At 63.3% G+C, this 15922-nt stretch carries 12 protein-coding genes; 4 read left to right on the top strand and 8 right to left on the bottom strand.

The features are described from left to right. Positions 1-12: 12 nt before the first annotated feature. On the bottom strand, positions 13-702 hold the full coding sequence (locus ACFQX9_RS04545; protein WP_085349232.1) for a YggS family pyridoxal phosphate-dependent enzyme: 690 nt from the start codon (positions 700-702) through the stop codon (positions 13-15). A gap of 108 nt (positions 703-810) precedes the next feature. Between ACFQX9_RS04545 and ACFQX9_RS04540 the strand changes: the two genes are divergently transcribed. From ACFQX9_RS04540 to holA, 4 genes are all read left to right on the top strand, one after another. Then, complete coding sequence (locus ACFQX9_RS04540) at positions 811-2508, top strand: diguanylate cyclase domain-containing protein (RefSeq protein WP_085349233.1); 1698 nt, start codon at positions 811-813, stop codon at positions 2506-2508. Between the two features lie 197 nt (positions 2509-2705). Beyond that, complete coding sequence (leuS, locus tag ACFQX9_RS04535) at positions 2706-5330, top strand: leucine--tRNA ligase (protein ID WP_085349234.1); 2625 nt, start codon at positions 2706-2708, stop codon at positions 5328-5330. Beyond that, positions 5317-5868: an LPS assembly lipoprotein LptE gene (gene lptE / locus ACFQX9_RS04530; RefSeq protein ID WP_018459648.1), complete on the top strand. Its 552-nt coding sequence runs from the start codon at positions 5317-5319 to the stop codon at positions 5866-5868. Before leuS ends, lptE begins: the two co-directional genes overlap by 14 nt. A 47-nt stretch (positions 5869-5915) precedes the next feature. Further along, complete coding sequence (gene holA / locus ACFQX9_RS04525; protein WP_018459647.1) at positions 5916-6944, top strand: DNA polymerase III subunit delta; 1029 nt, start codon at positions 5916-5918, stop codon at positions 6942-6944. A 154-nt stretch (positions 6945-7098) separates the two neighbouring features. On the opposite strand, the gene ACFQX9_RS04520 is transcribed toward holA, so the two are convergent. The 7 genes from ACFQX9_RS04520 to hemJ all read right to left on the bottom strand — a co-directional run bounded on the left by ACFQX9_RS04520 (position 7099) and on the right by hemJ (position 15654). Next, on the bottom strand, positions 7099-7983 hold the full coding sequence (locus ACFQX9_RS04520; RefSeq protein WP_018459646.1) for a ParB/RepB/Spo0J family partition protein: 885 nt from the start codon (positions 7981-7983) through the stop codon (positions 7099-7101). Between the two features lie 76 nt (positions 7984-8059). Continuing rightward, on the bottom strand, positions 8060-8914 hold the full coding sequence (locus ACFQX9_RS04515) for a ParA family protein (protein ID WP_377786790.1): 855 nt from the start codon (positions 8912-8914) through the stop codon (positions 8060-8062). Positions 8915-8943: 29 nt separating this feature from the next. Beyond that, the gene (gene rsmG, locus ACFQX9_RS04510; RefSeq protein WP_377786788.1) at positions 8944-9717 is read right to left on the bottom strand and encodes a 16S rRNA (guanine(527)-N(7))-methyltransferase RsmG; all 774 of its coding nucleotides are present in this window, start codon (positions 9715-9717) and stop codon (positions 8944-8946) included. A 7-nt stretch (positions 9718-9724) separates the two neighbouring features. Continuing rightward, positions 9725-11605, bottom strand: a complete 1881-nt coding sequence (gene mnmG / locus ACFQX9_RS04505; protein WP_377786786.1) for a tRNA uridine-5-carboxymethylaminomethyl(34) synthesis enzyme MnmG — start codon at positions 11603-11605, stop codon at positions 9725-9727. A 434-nt stretch (positions 11606-12039) separates the two neighbouring features. Further along, on the bottom strand, positions 12040-13398 hold the full coding sequence (gene mnmE, locus ACFQX9_RS04500) for a tRNA uridine-5-carboxymethylaminomethyl(34) synthesis GTPase MnmE (RefSeq protein ID WP_377786784.1): 1359 nt from the start codon (positions 13396-13398) through the stop codon (positions 12040-12042). 309 nt (positions 13399-13707) lie between these two features. Next, positions 13708-14973, bottom strand: coding sequence for a transcription termination factor Rho (gene rho / locus ACFQX9_RS04495; protein WP_007598612.1), 1266 nt, complete (start codon positions 14971-14973; stop codon positions 13708-13710). A 246-nt stretch (positions 14974-15219) separates the two neighbouring features. After that, entirely contained in the window at positions 15220-15654 is a 435-nt protein-coding gene (hemJ, locus tag ACFQX9_RS04490) for a protoporphyrinogen oxidase HemJ (protein WP_018459641.1), read from the bottom strand. Positions 15655-15922: the final 268 nt, after the last annotated feature.

Here is a 15922-nt window from a genome sequence, read left to right as displayed (position 1 = left end):
CGCTAACGGCTCTCACCGGCGCCCGAAGATCGCACTGCCCACGCGCACATGGGTGGCGCCGAGCATGATCGCGGTCGCATAATCCGCGCTCATCCCCATCGAGAGCTTCTTCAATCCATTGCGCGCGGCGATCTTGGCGGTCAGCGCGAAATGCGCCGCCGGCGGCTCGTCTACCGGCGGGATGCACATCAACCCCGAGATCGTCAGCCCGTAGGTGTCGCGGCAGCTCGCGATGAAAGCATCGGCCTCGCCGGGCGCGATGCCCGCCTTCTGCGGCTCCTCACCGATATTGATCTGCACGAACAATTCCGGGTGCTTGTTCTGGGATTCGATTTCCTTGGCTAACGCCTGGCAAATGCTCGGGCGATCGACCGAATGGATGGCATCGAACAGCGCGACTGCCTCTTTCGCCTTGTTGGATTGCAGCGGGCCGATCAGATGCAGCGCGATATCGGGGTAAACAGAAGTTAACGCGGGCCACTTGCCTTTGGCCTCCTGCACGCGATTCTCCCCGAATACGCGCTGCCCGGCGTCGATGACCGGGGTAATTGCATCCGCGGCGAAAGTTTTCGACACCGCGATCAGCGTCACGGAGGCACGCTCGCGCCGCGCATCCTTGCAGGCGCGCGCGATTTCGGCTTCGACCGCGGCGAGCGCGTTTGGTGAATGGCCGGTTAGCGGCGCGGCGTTGGCTTCAGTCATGATGTCGCATCGGAGCTGGTTGTTGCGGAGCTAGTTCTAATTTTACCGAGTTCAAGAAAGAGTTTTTGAACCCCTCGCTTTACCTTAGCCGCGGGGTGGGCAGCGAAGATGTCAAACGTCAGTTTCAACCGCAAACGAGCGAAACTCAAGCAGGTTCTCGGAATCCGGGCGCGGCTTGCGTTGCTCGCGGTGATTCTGGTGACGCCTTTGATGTTCGAACGCATCCGATCGCTGGAAGACACGCGCACACGGCAGATCGCACAGGCCACAGCCGAATTCACCACCGTTGCAAGACACAGCGCCGATGCGCAGCGCGAGGTGATCTCGTCGGTCGAGACCATCCTGAAATCGGAAGCTTTCATCCGCGCCTCCGCCGGCGGCATCAGCAAGAGCTGTGACGTGCTGCGCGCGAGCCTGCCGTCGAATCTTCCCTGGATCCGCACGCTTCTGATCGCCGGCCAGGACGGGCGCATCCAGTGCGCCACCAACAACATGTATGTCGGCCTGGACCTCAGTGACCGGCCGTATTTCCAGCAGGCGCAGGAAACCGGCCGCTTCGTGCTGAGCGACTTCATCCTGTCGCGCCCGGTGCTGACACCGACCGTCATGGCGGTTTACCCGGTGTCCGCCTTCAGCGGCGTAGCGGATGCCGTCGTGCTCGCCACCGTCAACCTCGACTGGATGTCGAAGGTCATGAGCAATCTGGGGGGTCGCGCCGGCATCACGGCCGTGCTGGTCGACAGCACCGGCACCGTGCTGGCGGCACCGGCCGACCAGCATAGTGCGATCGGCCGTCCGCTCGACAACATGCCGCTGATGTCCGCGATCGCCGACAAGGCGCTGAGGTCTGACCAGGACGAAGGTTCACTCTCTTTCCTCGCTGCCGACGGCTCCCGCCGCGCGGTCAGCTATATCCGCATCGCCGGTACCAATGCCCGCCTGATCGCCAGCATCGACGAGGACAAGGTGTCCGCGGCCGTGAGCCGCGACATCCGCACCGCCTATCTCCAGCTCGCTTTCGTCGTGGTATTCGTGCTGCTCGGCGCGCTGATCGCAGCCGAGAAACTGGTGATCAAGCCGATCAGGATGCTCGCCGACATGGCCAAGCGTCTGGGCGAGGGTGATCTGTCGGCGCGTGCCGCGCGCAATCGCCTGCCGGCCGAGTTCGTGCCGCTCGCCCGCGCGTTCAACGCGATGGCCGCACAGCTCAGCCAGCGCGAACGCGAGCTGATGGCGAGCAATGACCGACTCACGGTGATGGCCTCGATCGACATGTTGTCGGGGCTTGCCAACCGCCGCGGCTTCCAGAGCCGCCTCGATTTCGAATGGATGCGCGCGCAGCAATATGGCAGCGACCTAGCGCTGTTGATGATCGACGTCGACCATTTCAAGCTGTTCAACGACACCTACGGCCATCTCGAAGGCGATTCTTGCCTGACCAGGCTCGGCGAATCGCTGTCCGGCATCGCCGCCGACACGATGGGCTTCGCGGCCCGCTACGGCGGCGAGGAATTCTGCCTGTTGCTGCCGAACACCGACGTGGCGCGCGCCGTCGAAATTGGCGAACAGGCGCGTGCGGCCGTGCTGAAGCTGGGCCTGCCGCACATCACCTCCGACCACATGATCGTCACCGTCTCGATCGGCGTTGCCGCGACCAAGCCCAACGAGAGCTTGCGTCCGGGCGATTTGATCGAAGCCGCCGACGCCGCGCTCTACGCCGCCAAGCACCGCGGTCGCAACAACGTCGTCGAGCATGGCATCACGGTGATCGACAACGGCGCGGCGGAAATGATGATGGCGGGCTGAGGGCTAACCCGCAGCCCGGACGCGATCGACCTCGCTCTCGGTGACCAGGCCCGGCGAGCCGAACAGGACTCTCCGTATTTTTGCGGAGCAGCCTTGCGGCGCCGCGCCGCCAGCGGCAACCCATTGACCCCCCGAGGACTTCTATGGCCTAGTCCGCCGTCTTTAGACGGCCAGATCCACGAAAACCCAACGATTCCATGACCTCCGAACGCTACAACGCCCGCGACGCCGAACCGCGCTGGCAAGCCGCCTGGGACCAACAGGCGATCTTCGTCTCCAAAAACGACGATCCGCGGCCGAAATACTATGTGCTGGAGATGTTCCCCTACCCGTCGGGGCGCATCCATATCGGCCATGTCCGCAATTACACGCTGGGCGACGTACTGGCCCGCTTCATGCGCGCCAAGGGTTTCAACGTGCTGCACCCGATGGGCTGGGACGCTTTCGGCCTGCCGGCCGAGAACGCCGCGATCGAGCGCAAGGTCGCACCGAAGGCCTGGACGTACGCCAACATTGCCGCGATGAAGAAGCAGCTCCGTTCGATCGGGCTGTCGCTGGACTGGAGCCGTGAGATCGCGACCTGCGATCCCTCCTATTACAAACACCAGCAGAAGATGTTTCTGGACTTCCTGCGCGAAGGCCTCGCCGAGCGCGAGAAGCGCAAGGTGAACTGGGACCCCGTCGACATGACCGTGCTCGCCAACGAGCAGGTGATCGACGGGAAGGGCTGGCGTTCGGGTGCCGTTGTCGAGCAACGGGAAATGAACCAGTGGGTCTTCAAGATCACGAAGTACTCGCAGGAGCTGCTGTCTGCACTGGATACGCTGGACCGCTGGCCCGACAAGGTGCGGCTGATGCAGCGCAACTGGATCGGCCGGTCCGAGGGCCTGCTGATCCGCTTCGCGCTCGACGCGGCGACGACGCCGGCCGGCGAGAGCGAGCTGAAGATTTTTACGACACGCCCCGACACGCTGTTCGGCGCGAAGTTCATGGCGATCTCGGCCGATCATCCGCTGGCGCAGGCAGCCGCGGCCAAAAATCCTGAGCTTGCCGAGTTCATCGGCGAGATCAAGCGGATGGGCACGGCGCAGGAGATCATCGACACCGCCGAGAAGCAGGGCTTTGACACCGGCATACGCGCGGTCCATCCGTTCGATCCGAGCTGGAAGCTGCCGGTCTATGTCGCCAACTTCGTGCTGATGGAATACGGCACCGGCGCCATCTTCGGCTGTCCCGCACACGACCAGCGCGACCTCGATTTCGTCAACAAGTACGCTCTCGGCAACACGCCGGTGGTGTGCCCCGAGGGCCAGGATCCGAAATCGTTCGTCATCACCGATACCGCCTATGACGGTGACGGCCGCATGATCAATTCGCGTTTCCTCGACGGCATGACCATCGATCAGGCCAAGGACGAGGTGGCGAAGCGTCTTGAGACCGAGCTGCGCGGCAACGCGCCGGTGGGCGAGCGCCAAGTGAACTTCCGTCTGCGCGACTGGGGCATTTCGCGCCAGCGCTATTGGGGCTGTCCGATCCCCGTCATCCATTGCCCGAAATGCGACGTCGTGCCGGTGCCGGATGCCGATCTGCCCGTCGAACTGCCGGACGATGCGACCTTCGACAAGCCGGGCAACGCGCTCGATCATCATCCGACCTGGAAGCACGTCACCTGTCCGCAATGCGGCGGCAAGGCTAGCCGCGAAACTGACACCATGGACACCTTCGTCGATTCGTCCTGGTACTTTGCGCGTTTCACCGATCCCTGGAACGAGAACGCGCCGACGACGCCAGAGGTCGCCAACCGGATGCTGCCGGTCGACCAGTATATCGGCGGCGTCGAGCACGCGATCCTGCATCTGCTCTACAGCCGCTTCTTCACCCGCGCGATGAAGGCGACCGGGCACATCGCCCTGGACGAGCCGTTCGCGGGCATGTTCACGCAGGGCATGGTAGTGCACGAGACCTACCAGAAGGCCGACGGCACCTACGTCCAGCCGGTCGAGGTGAAGGTCGAGACCGGCGCCAACGGCCGCCGCGCCACGCTGCTAACGTCAGGCGAAGACATCCAGATCGGCCCGATCGAGAAGATGTCGAAGTCGAAGAAGAACACGGTCGATCCCGACGACATCATCGAGACCTATGGCGCCGACGTCGCCCGCTGGTTCATGCTGTCGGACTCCCCGCCCGAGCGCGACGTGATCTGGAGCGACGAGCGCGTCCAGGGCGCCTCGCGCTTCGTGCAGCGGCTGTGGCGGCTGGTGAACGATTCTGTGGAACCCGGCAAGGGCGCGCCGACGGCCCGGCCGGCCAGCTTCGGCCCGGACGCCACCGCCTTGCGCAAGGCTGCCCATGGCGCGCTGGACAAGGTCACCACCGGAATCGAGCGACTGCACTTCAACGTCTGCCTCGCCCATATCCGCGAATTCACCAATGCGTTTGCGGAGATCTTGCAACGTCCCGGCCAGCCGGCTCCAGATTTGGCCTGGGCGATCCGGGAGGCCAGCCAGATCCTGGTCCAGCTGTTCTCCCCGATGATGCCGCATTTGGCCGAGGAGTGTTGGCAGGTTCTGGGCCATAGCGGGCTGGTTTCCGAGGCCAATTGGCCCCAAATCGAACGCGATTTGCTGGTTGAAGACAGTGTGACCCTGGTGGTCCAGGTCAACGGTAAGAAGCGGGGCGAGGTCACAGTTGCAACAGCGGCCGAGAATCCGGAAATCGAGGCTGCCGTTTTGGCCCTCGATGCGGTAAAACTGGCCTTGGATGGCAAACCCGTCCGCAAGGTGATTATCGTCCCCAAGAGGATCGTGAATGTTGTCGGCTAGGATCCGCATCGCAGCCCGCTTGCTGGCGGTCGCCGCACTGGCGGCCATGACGGCCGGCTGCTTCCACCCGATGTATGCCGAGCACACCGACGGCACCCCCGGTCTGCGCGAGAAGCTGATGGGGGTCGATCTACCCCCGATCGCCAAAGCCAATGCCTCACGCGAGGCCCGGGTCGGCGTCGAGGTCCGCAACGCGCTGGCCTTCAAGCTCTATGGCAGCGCCACTGGCATGCCGCCAACCCACCGCCTCGAGATCCGCTTCGCAAGCAGCAAGACGTCGCTGATCGTCGATCCCAACACCGGCCTGCCCAGCAGCGAAAACTACGGCCTCGACGCCCAGTACAATCTGATCGAGGTCGTCAGCGGCAAGTCGGTGATGACAGGCACCACGTTCTCCCGCGTGTCCTACGACATGCCCGGCTCCTATCAGCGTTTCAGCCGCAACCGCGCGGTACGTGATGCCGAGGATCGTGCTGCCAACGAGATCGCCGAGAACATCACGACTCGACTCGCCTCGTTCTTCACCGCGGGCACTTAATTCATCCCGTCACCCCGGTTCGCCCGGAATGACGAGTCCCAGGCAACATGGTCGCGCTGCGCGGAAAAGAGATCGACGCCTTTCTCGCCCGCCCCGATGCGGGCCGTCCGATCATCCTGCTCTATGGTCCCGACGCCGGCCTGGTCCGCGAACGCGCGGATGCGCTGATCGCCTCGTCCGTCGACGATCCCAATGATCCCTTCTCGCTGGTCAAGGTCGATGGCGACGAGCTCTCCGCCGAGCCGTCGCGCCTCGTCGACGAGGCCATGACGGTGCCGCTGTTCGGCGGCCGCCGCGCCATCCGCGTGCGCGCCGGCTCGCGCAGCTTTGCCAGTGCTATCGACACGCTGGCGGAAATGGGCGTCAGGGATTGCCGCATCGTGATCGAGGCCGGCGAGCTGCGTCCGGAATCGCCACTGCGCAAGGCCTGCGAACGCGCCAAGACGGCCGTCGCGATCGCCTGCTATCCCGATACCGAGCGCGATCTCGCCAAGCTCATGGAAGACGAGCTCCGCATCGCCAATTTGCGCATCGCGCAAGATGCCCGCGCGGCGCTGATGTCGTTCCTCGGCGGCGATCGCCAGGCCTCCCGCAACGAGCTGCGCAAGCTCACGCTCTATGCCCATGGCAAGGGCGAGATCACGCTGGATGACGTGATGGCTGTCGTCGCCGATGCGTCGGAACTGAAACTCGATCCGATCGTCGATGGCGCCTTCGCCGGCCGGCCCGAGATCGTCGAGAACGAGTTTGCCAAAGCCATGATCGCCGGCACCTACCCCGGCGTGATCATCTCCGCGGCGCAGCGTCAGGCGGCGTGGCTGCACAAATCGGCGCTCGCAATCGCCGACGGCACGCCCGCATCCGCGGTGCTCGACAGCGGCTATCCGCGCCTGCATTTTTCGCGGAAGCCCGCGGTCGAAACCGCATTGCGCAATTTCAGCGTGGCGCGGCTCGCCGTCATCATCGAGCAGCTCGCGACCGCCGCGCTCGATACCCGCAAGCAATCCACCCTCGCCGCCGCCATCGCCCAGCGCACGCTGATGGCGATCGCCGCAAACGCGAAGCGGCGGAGCTGAGCTTCCCGCACTGTCCCCTCGTCATTGCGAGGAGCCCTTGCGACGAAGCAATCCAGAATCTCTCCGCGGAAAGATTCTGGATGGCTTCGCTGCGCTCGCAATGACGTGTGGATCGGCATGAGGTCCTGGCTTTCGCCAGGACGACACCAAGCGGCTACAGCGCGCCCTTCGCCAGCCGCCGCATCACCTCGTCGAGCTGATCGAGGTTGCGGTAGTTGATCTGGACCGAGCCGCCGGGGTCGCGGTGGCTCACCGTGACCTTGAGCCCGAGCGCGTCGCTGACGCGCTTTTCGAGGTCGACCGTGTCAGGGTCCTTTTCCTTCGCCCCCGTGCGCGCCTTCTGCGGCTTGCGCTCCGGCACGCCCTCTTCATGCGCCAACGCCTCGGCCTGGCGGACGTTGAGGCCCTCCTCGACGATGCGCTTGGCGGCAGCGAGCGGATCAGGCACGCCGATCAGCGCGCGGGCATGACCCGCGGTCAGCTCGCCGGTCGTGATCAGGGTTTGCACCTCGGCGGGAAGCTTCGTCAGCCGCATCATGTTGGCGATGTGGCTGCGGCTCTTGCCGACGACTTTGGCGATGTCGTCCTGGCTGCGTTTGAACTCGTTGGCGAGCGCGTGATACCCAAGCGCCTCTTCCATCGGGTTGAGGTCTTCGCGTTGCACGTTCTCGACGATCGCGAACTCCAGCGCATCGCTGTCGCTGATGTCGACGGGGACGATCGGCACTTCGTGCAGGCCGGCCATTTGCGAGGCGCGCCAGCGCCGTTCGCCGGCGATGATCTCGAAGCGGTCCTGCGCACCCTTCACCGGGCGCACCACGATCGGCTGGATCACGCCATGCTGCCTGATCGAATCGCTGAGCTCCCTGAGCTCGCTCTCCGAAAAGGTGCGGCGCGGGTTGCGCGGATTGGGCTTGATGAACTCGATCGGCACCTTGCGTTGCGCGCGCGGCCGATCGACATGCTGAGCCTCGCCGCCGACGTCACCGATCAGACTCGCAAGACCCCGGCCCAGTCGCGAACGCGCTTCGTCGGCCATCGCCAGCTCCCTTGGATTCACGCTGCACTCCAGAACTGAATTGTCGAAACTCGTAACTCGTAGCATCAACGCCGCTTCAATGCGTCGTCCGCAGCTCGCGCTCGCGCTGGATCACTTCGGTGGCGAGCCGCAGATAAGCTTCGCTGCCGACGCATTTGAGATCGTAGACGAGCACCGGCTTGCCGTAGGACGGCGCCTCCGAGATGCGCACGTTGCGCGGGATCATGGTCTTGTAGACCTTCTCGCCCATGAACTGCCGGACGTCGGCAACGACCTGGTTCGAGAGATTGTTGCGCGAGTCGAACATGGTCAGCACGATGCCGTGGATCGACAGGCTCGGATTGAGCGTCGAGCGCACCTGCTCCACCGTCTGCAGCAATTGCGACAGACCTTCGAGCGCGAAGAACTCGCACTGGAGCGGCACCAGGATTGCGTCGGAAGCCGCCATCGCGTTCACGGTGATCAAGTTGAGCGAGGGCGGACAGTCGATCAGCACGTAAGTGTAATCGGCGTCGGGCGAGACGTTGTTGTTGAGCGCGCTGATCGCATCGCGCAGCTTGTACGCACGACCCGGCGTGGTGCCGAGCTCGAGCTCAAGGCCGGAGAGATCCATGGTCGAGGGCGCGATATGCAGCCGCGGCACTGCAGTCGAGACCACCGCTTCTCGCAGGCTCGCCTCGCCGACGAGAACGTCATAGGTCGAGCAAGAGCGGTTGCGGCGATCGATGCCGAGTCCGGTCGAGGCATTGCCCTGCGGATCGAGATCGACGATCAGGACGCGTTCGCCGATCGCCGCGAGCGCTGTCCCGAGATTGATCGCCGTGGTTGTTTTTCCCACGCCGCCCTTCTGATTCGCCAGCGCCAGGATGCGCGGATGGCCCTGCGGGACGGCGGCGGTCTGTTCTTGCTGCGGTTCGTCAATCACGCTCATCGCAAATTCCCCACTCGGCCCCTGACGCCTCACCCGCGCCGTTCGACGGAAGCCAGCTCGACGATCCAACCGTCGCCTGTACGGCTGTGGTGGAGCTGCGGCTGAATATTCCAATATTTAGTGGCTTCGGTCAATTCAGACTCTACATCTTGACCCTTGAGAAACAACGCTTTTGCGCCCCGGCGCATCAGCGGCTCCGCAAAGCCGATGAGTTGATGTAGCGGAGCCAGCGCACGCGCGGTGACGCAATCGACCGGGCCGGTGATTCTATCCACATTATCCCCGATCTCAGCGAGATGTACGACTCCCGGAGATGTCGTGACGCGCACGGCTTCGCGCAGGAAGGCTGCCTTCTTGGCGATTCGCTCGACCAGATGGACGCTCGCCCCGGCCGTCCCGGCCATGGCGCAGGCCAGGACGATCCCGGGAAAGCCGCCACCGCTGCCGAGGTCGGCCCAACGTTTGGCCGATGGGGCGAGAGCGACGAGCTGAAGCGAGTCGGCGATGTGCCGGGTCCAGAGGTACGGCAATGTCGAGGGCGCGACGAGGTTGGTCTTGGCCTGCCACTCCCGTAGCAGTGCAATGTAGCGATCGAGCCGGGCTTCCGTTTCATGTGAAACAGGCGCGAGGTTGAGCGCCGCAACCTTGTCGGCTGCAATGACGACGTCCCACGATCGATCGTTGGCGCTGGCCTTGTCGATCTTTGGCCGGGCAGGCGTCAGTTCGGAGCGAACACCGGCACCCTCACCCGCCGAGGGTTTTCCTGATGACGATCTGCCGCCGCCGGTCCCGCGCTGTTTCACGTGAAACCTATGCGATTGCTTTGGAAGTCTTCCGCGCTTCGCGGCGGAGATAGGCCGCAAGAATGCCGAGCGCGGCAGGCGTCATGCCGTCGATTCGGCCGGCCTGGCCGACGGTGAACGGCCGCGCGTTCTCCAACTTGGCCCTGACTTCATTGGAGAGACCGGGGACCTGCTGGTAATCGACGTCCGACAACACCATCCCCTCGTCCCGCCTGAAGGCTTCGACGTCCGCGCTCTGGCGCTCCAGATAGACATCGTACTTCGCGTCGATCTCGAGATGGGTGGCAATGACGGGATCAATGCCGGACAGCTCGGGCCAGATCGCACGGACCTGGCTCCAGCCGATCTCAGGATAGGCCATCAGCTCGAAGGCCGAGCGACGCTGGCCGTCCCGGTTCAGGGACAGACCATGCTTGATCGCTTCGTTCGGAGTGATCGTCAGCGACTTCGAGAGCGCTCGTGCCGCATTCAGGGCGTCCATCTTGGCGCGATGATGCACCGTCCGGGCGCTGCCAACGCAGCCCAGAGCGACGCCCTTCTCGGTCAAACGCTGATCGGCATTGTCGGCACGCAGTGTCAGGCGGTACTCGGCCCTGGAGGTGAACATCCGATAGGGTTCGCTGATGCCGCGGGTGACGAGGTCGTCGACCATGACGCCAAGATAGCCATCAGCTCGGTCGAACACTGTCAGCGCGGCGCCGCTCGCAGCCAATGCCGCGTTCAGCCCGGCCACGATGCCCTGGCCGGCAGCTTCCTCGTACCCCGTGGTGCCATTGATCTGGCCGGCCAGGAACAGACCGCGCAGGCGCTTGGTCTGGAGGGTCGGATCGAGCTCACGCGGATCGATGTGGTCGTATTCGATGGCATAGCCCGGCCGGACCATCTTCACCCACTCCAGGCCGGGAATGGTTGCGAGAATGGCGAGCTGAACGTCCTCCGGCAGCGAGGTCGAGATGCCGTTGGGATAGACAGTGCTGTCGTCGAGCCCTTCCGGCTCCAGGAAGATCTGGTGACCGTCGCGATCGCCGAAGCGAACGATCTTGTCCTCGATCGAGGGGCAATAGCGCGGTCCGGAGCTCTTGATCTGGCCGGAGTACATCGGAGAGCGATGAACATTGGCCCGGATCACCTCGTGGGTCGCGGAATTGGTCCGGGTGATCCCGCACTGGATCTGTGGCGTCGTGATCCGCTCGGTCATCACGGAAAACGGCTCCGGAGGCTCGTCCCCCGGCTGCATCTCGACCGCCGACCAGTCAATCGTCGTCCCATCCAGACGCGGCGGGGTCCCTGTCTTGAGCCGTCCAAGGGTGAACCCCGCGCGCTCGAAGGAGGTCGAAAGGCCCATCGCTGGCGCCTCGCCGACCCTGCCGGCGGGCCAATTCTTCTCTCCAAGATGGATCAGACCGCGAAGGAAGGTGCCGGTGGTGACGACGACAGCCCCTGCCCGAAGCTCGCGGCCATCTGCCAGGCGCAGGCCGATCACCCGTCCCTCGACCACGATCAGCTCGTCCGCTTCGCCTTCGACCACGGAAAGACCCTCGGTCTCCCGGATCGCCGCCTGCATCGCGGCCGCATAGAGCTTCCGGTCGGCCTGCGCGCGCGGACCACGGACCGCTGGGCCCTTACGGCGATTGAGAACGCGAAACTGAATACCGCCGGCGTCGCCGACCCGGCCCATCAGACCATCGAGCGCGTCGACCTCGCGAACCAGATGGCCCTTGCCGAGACCGCCAATGGCGGGATTGCAGGACATCGCGCCGACCGTGGAGAAGCGGTGCGTCACCAGAGCGGTCGCCGCGCCCATCCGGGCAGAGGCAGAAGCGGCCTCACAGCCGGCATGGCCGCCGCCAATCACAATGACGTCGAAGCTCTCTCGCTCTGTGCGCATGGACGGACTTCTAGCTCAGAGGCGGGGAAGCCGGAAGCGGAAACTGGAAAGGCGGTTGTTTCACGTGAAACGGTGCAAGCGGAGCCCAGATGTTTTTCGCGAAAACAACCCCATGCACAGTAGAACCGCCCTTGGAAAGATTATCATTTTCAGTGGGAGAAAACGAAGCTCCCGACGCATAAAGTGTCTACTGAAGGGCCGTAACGTCCAGATGCGGCCCGGTCTCGAAGCTCGATGGCAGCGGCATACTCCCATCATCTCGAGCGGAGTGATCCGGGATCTCTCCGCTCACCCGCTCCCTTAGCTGCCACGTTTGCCAGCAAATATGGGTAATGGAGTCACGTTTCACGTGAAACGTCTCGGAACGCGACCGCAGTGTTTCACGTGGAACGAAGAAGTGGAACAAAGGCTAGTTGTACAATGAAGAACTAGGGCTACTTCCCAACGCAGAACTTCTGAAAAATCGCCCCCAGGACGTCCTCGACATCCACCCGACCCAGCAGCCGGCCCAAGGCATAGGCCGCAGCGCGCAGCTCTTCGGCGGCAAGCTCCTCGCCGTCTTCTACAAGCTCCAGACTCCGCCGCAAGCTGTCCGACGCCCGGCGCAGCAAATCCCGCTGCCGGGTCCGGGTCACCAACGCGCCCTCAGTCGTTCCGAAGAAGTCGGCGGCGAATTTCACCATAGCATCGACCAGCGCGGGAATGCCGTCCCCCCGGCTGGCGGCGATTCCGAACTCACCGTACAGGCCGACGTCCTCGACCCCGCCGAGATCGATCTTGTTGCGCACGATCCAGACCGAACCGCCGGAGCGGCTGCCTGCGTTGCCGGACTTCCCCAGCAACGGCATTGCGGCCGGATCGACCGCGCGCCCCGCCTCCACCAGCCACAACACGAGGTCGGCGTCTTCGGCTCGGGCTCGCGCCCGGCGAACACCCTCCTGCTCCACCGGATCGTCGGTCTCGCGAATGCCGGCCGTGTCGATCACCGTGACGGGATAGCCATCAAGATCGAGCTGCACCTCGATCACATCGCGTGTCGTGCCGGCATGCGGCGAGACGATCGCGACGTCGCGGCGCGCGAGCTGGTTGATCAGCGTCGACTTGCCGACATTCGGCTCGCCCGCGATCGCAACCACCAGGCCGTCGCGCAAGCGTTCAGCTTGTCCCTGTGCCGCAAGGACTTCTGCGATTTCGTCATGCAGCGCACTGATCGCCTTGACCGCAGGCGCTCTCAACTCGGCGGGCACATCGCCCTCGTCGGAGAAATCGATGCCGGCCTCGATCAAGGCCGAGGCGTCGATGATGCGCTCGCGCCAGTCGCGCGCGCGATTGCCGAGGAGACCCTGCAACTGCCGCAACGCCTGGCGGCGCTGGCGGTCGGTGTCGGCATGAATGAGATCGTCGAGGCCCTCCGCCTCGGTCAGGTCGAGCTTGCCGTTCTCGAAGGCGCGCCGGGTGAATTCGCCCGGTTCGGCAGCTCGCATATTCGGAATTACGGAAATTGCGGCAAACAGTGCGGCCAGCACCGCGCGGCCGCCATGGACGTGAAATTCGGCGACGTCCTCGCCGGTCGCGCTGCCGGGCCCCGGAAACCACAACACCACCGAATCGTCGATCGGCTGGCCCACGCCGTCATGAAGGAGCCGGCGGCTGGCCTGCCTCGGCGCCGGCAGCTTGCCCGCCAGCGTCGTCAGCACCAGGCTGGCGCCTGGCCCGGAGACACGCACCGCCGCAAGCGCACTTGGCGGACGGCCAGACGACAGTGCAAAGATGGTGTGGTCTCGCGGATACATAGCCTATTTGTCCGGCTGAAAGAGAAAAGGCAAACATCCGTTTCGGCTGACAAATCGAGCGATTATGCTGCTTGGATCTCGCAGCAAAACGAATGGTGCGATGCAATAAATTCGCGAGCGTCTCCTGCAAGACCCACTTCCAACGGAATGAGCGGCATCCCTCGATCCCGCTATTCATAAATTATATCAATATCTTAGACGACGCCTACTCCAGACGACAAACGCCCGCCATGCTGCAGCTCGCTGCAACAAAGGCGCACAAAGAAAAAGGGCGCCCGAAGGCGCCCTTTGGATCATGTTGCAGTGCAATCAGGTGTTCATCGAATCGAAGAACTCGGAATTGCTCTTGGTCGAGCGCAGCTTGTCGAGCAGGAAGTCGATGCCGTCCATCGTCCCCATCGGATTCAGGATGCGGCGGAGTACGTACATCTTCTTCAGAACCACCGGATCGGTGATCAGCTCTTCCTTACGGGTGCCGGAGCGCGAAATGTCGATCGCCGGGAAGGTCCGCTTGTCCGACACCTTGCGATCGAGGATCAGCTCGGAGTTGCCGGTGCCTTTGAACTCTTCGAAGATGACTTCGTCCATACGGCTGCCGGTATCAACCAGCGCAGTCGCGATGATCGTCAGCGAGCCGCCCTCTTCGATGTTGCGGGCGGCGCCGAAGAACCGCTTCGGCCGCTGCAGCGCGTTGGCATCGACACCGCCGGTCAGCACCTTGCCCGATGACGGCACCACGGTGTTGTAGGCGCGGCCGAGGCGCGTGATGGAGTCCAGCAGGATCACGACGTCGCGGCCATGCTCGACCAGACGCTTGGCCTTCTCGATCACCATCTCGGCGACCTGGACATGGCGCACCGCCGGCTCGTCGAAGGTCGAGGAGACGACCTCGCCCTTCACCGAGCGCTGCATGTCCGTGACTTCTTCCGGACGTTCGTCGATCAGGAGCACGATCAGATAGCACTCGGGATGATTATGCGCGATCGAGTGCGCGATGTTCTGCATCAGCACGGTCTTGCCCGTGCGCGGCGGCGCGACGATCAGCGCGCGCTGACCCTTGCCGATCGGCGCAACGATGTCGATCACCCTTGCAGACAGGTCTTTCCGCGTGGGGTCGTCGATTTCCATGCGGAAGCGCTGATTCGGAAATAGCGGCGTGAGGTTGTCGAAATTGACCTTGTGCTTGGCCTTTTCCGGGTCCTCGAAATTGAGCGTGTTGACCTTCAGCAGCGCGAAATAGCGCTCGCCCTCCTTCGGGCTGCGGATGTGGCCTTCGATAGTGTCGCCGGTGCGCAGGCCAAAACGGCGGATCTGCGAGGGCGAAACGTAGATGTCATCCGGGCCCGGCAGATAATTCGCATCGGGCGAGCGGAGGAAGCCGAAGCCGTCGGAGAGAACCTCGACGACGCCTTCGCCGACGATGTCGGTCTCGGCGAGAGCAAGCTGCTTGAGGATGGCGAACAGCAGCTCCTGCTTGCGCATTGTGCTGGCATTCTCGACCCCATTCTCTTCCGCGAACGAGACGAGCTCGGCCGGCGTCTTCGACTTGAGGTCCTGGAGTTTGATTTCCCGCATTGGGGTGGTCCTGTGGGGTAACCTGGGAGGGGGGTGCGAGGAGGCTCTGAATGCGGACGCAAAAAGTTAAGGTCCGCAGGTCTGGCAAGGAGAGCGCCGGTGAGGCTTCAAACCTGATGGGGTGTCCGGCCTCTGGAAAGCTCAGACACGACCACATCCGCCTGCGTTGGGTGGGATATCGCTAATATAGAAAATCGCCTCACACTCCGCAAGCAGAAGCACTGAGCGATTGTTCGCGACCGCTGCCTAGAACGGCTTCACGATCACCATGATGACGATCAGAATCATCAAGGCAGTTGGTACCTCGTTGATAATCCGATAGAATTTCTGGCTCCGGGGGCGCCGGTCCGCCGCGAAATCCTTCAGCCAGCGCGAAAAAAAGCCGTGGACCGCGGACATCGCCAGGACCAGTGCCAGTTTTACGTGCAGCCAGCCGAAAGTGAACCAGTGTCCAGCCCAGGCGAGGTAGAGCCCGGCGAGCCAGGTCACGATCATAGCGGGGTTGATGATCGCCTTGAACAGCCGCCGTTCCATGATCTTGAACGTTTCCGACTGCTGCGAGCCGACTTCAGCCTCGCAATGATAAACGAACAGCCGTGGCAAATAGAGCATGCCCGCCATCCAGGAAATGACGGCGATCACATGCAGCGCCTTGATCCAGAGGTAGACGTCTTCAAACATGTCTGGGGGTCCGGATTCCTGCCCAGCCGAGGGGAACGCTGGGGATAGTAAGAACTCGTTAAGGTCTTGCCTGCACACATATCCGTCCGTAGCGCGCTTCTCCAATAAGAATCTTAGATTCTTAAGGTTTGAGTCTATGTGACGGTGAATTGGACTCACACATTTCCGTCCGCCCGTTCACACGCGCTTGTTCACATCCATCAACATATCCTCTGACAGCTCCGGCCGCTTTCGATAAGTCGGTAAGCTTCAAAGGCTTGCGCGTTTC

The organism is Bradyrhizobium sp. GCM10028915, from assembly GCF_042666195.1.
GTDB lineage: Bacteria > Pseudomonadota > Alphaproteobacteria > Rhizobiales > Xanthobacteraceae > Bradyrhizobium > Bradyrhizobium canariense_D.
The sequence above is the reverse complement of the archived record's forward strand: the minus strand, read 5'-3'. Positions and strand labels throughout refer to the sequence as shown.

What these genes read in the sequence shown, in the direction of transcription:
- hemJ (WP_018459641.1), bottom strand. Translation starts at nt 15,654, where the DNA reads ATGTTTGAAGACGTCTACCTCTGGATCAAGGCGCTGCATGTGATCGCC.
- holA (WP_018459647.1), top strand. Translation starts at nt 5,916, where the DNA reads ATGGTCGCGCTGCGCGGAAAAGAGATCGACGCCTTTCTCGCCCGCCCC.
- mnmG (WP_377786786.1), bottom strand. Translation starts at nt 11,605, where the DNA reads ATGCGCACAGAGCGAGAGAGCTTCGACGTCATTGTGATTGGCGGCGGC.
- leuS (WP_085349234.1), top strand. Translation starts at nt 2,706, where the DNA reads ATGACCTCCGAACGCTACAACGCCCGCGACGCCGAACCGCGCTGGCAA.
- mnmE (WP_377786784.1), bottom strand. Translation starts at nt 13,398, where the DNA reads ATGTATCCGCGAGACCACACCATCTTTGCACTGTCGTCTGGCCGTCCG.
- ACFQX9_RS04545 (WP_085349232.1), bottom strand. Translation starts at nt 702, where the DNA reads ATGACTGAAGCCAACGCCGCGCCGCTAACCGGCCATTCACCAAACGCG.
- ACFQX9_RS04515 (WP_377786790.1), bottom strand. Translation starts at nt 8,914, where the DNA reads ATGAGCGTGATTGACGAACCGCAGCAAGAACAGACCGCCGCCGTCCCG.
- ACFQX9_RS04540 (WP_085349233.1), top strand. Translation starts at nt 811, where the DNA reads ATGTCAAACGTCAGTTTCAACCGCAAACGAGCGAAACTCAAGCAGGTT.
- lptE (WP_018459648.1), top strand. Translation starts at nt 5,317, where the DNA reads ATGTTGTCGGCTAGGATCCGCATCGCAGCCCGCTTGCTGGCGGTCGCC.
- ACFQX9_RS04520 (WP_018459646.1), bottom strand. Translation starts at nt 7,983, where the DNA reads ATGGCCGACGAAGCGCGTTCGCGACTGGGCCGGGGTCTTGCGAGTCTG.
- rho (WP_007598612.1), bottom strand. Translation starts at nt 14,973, where the DNA reads ATGCGGGAAATCAAACTCCAGGACCTCAAGTCGAAGACGCCGGCCGAG.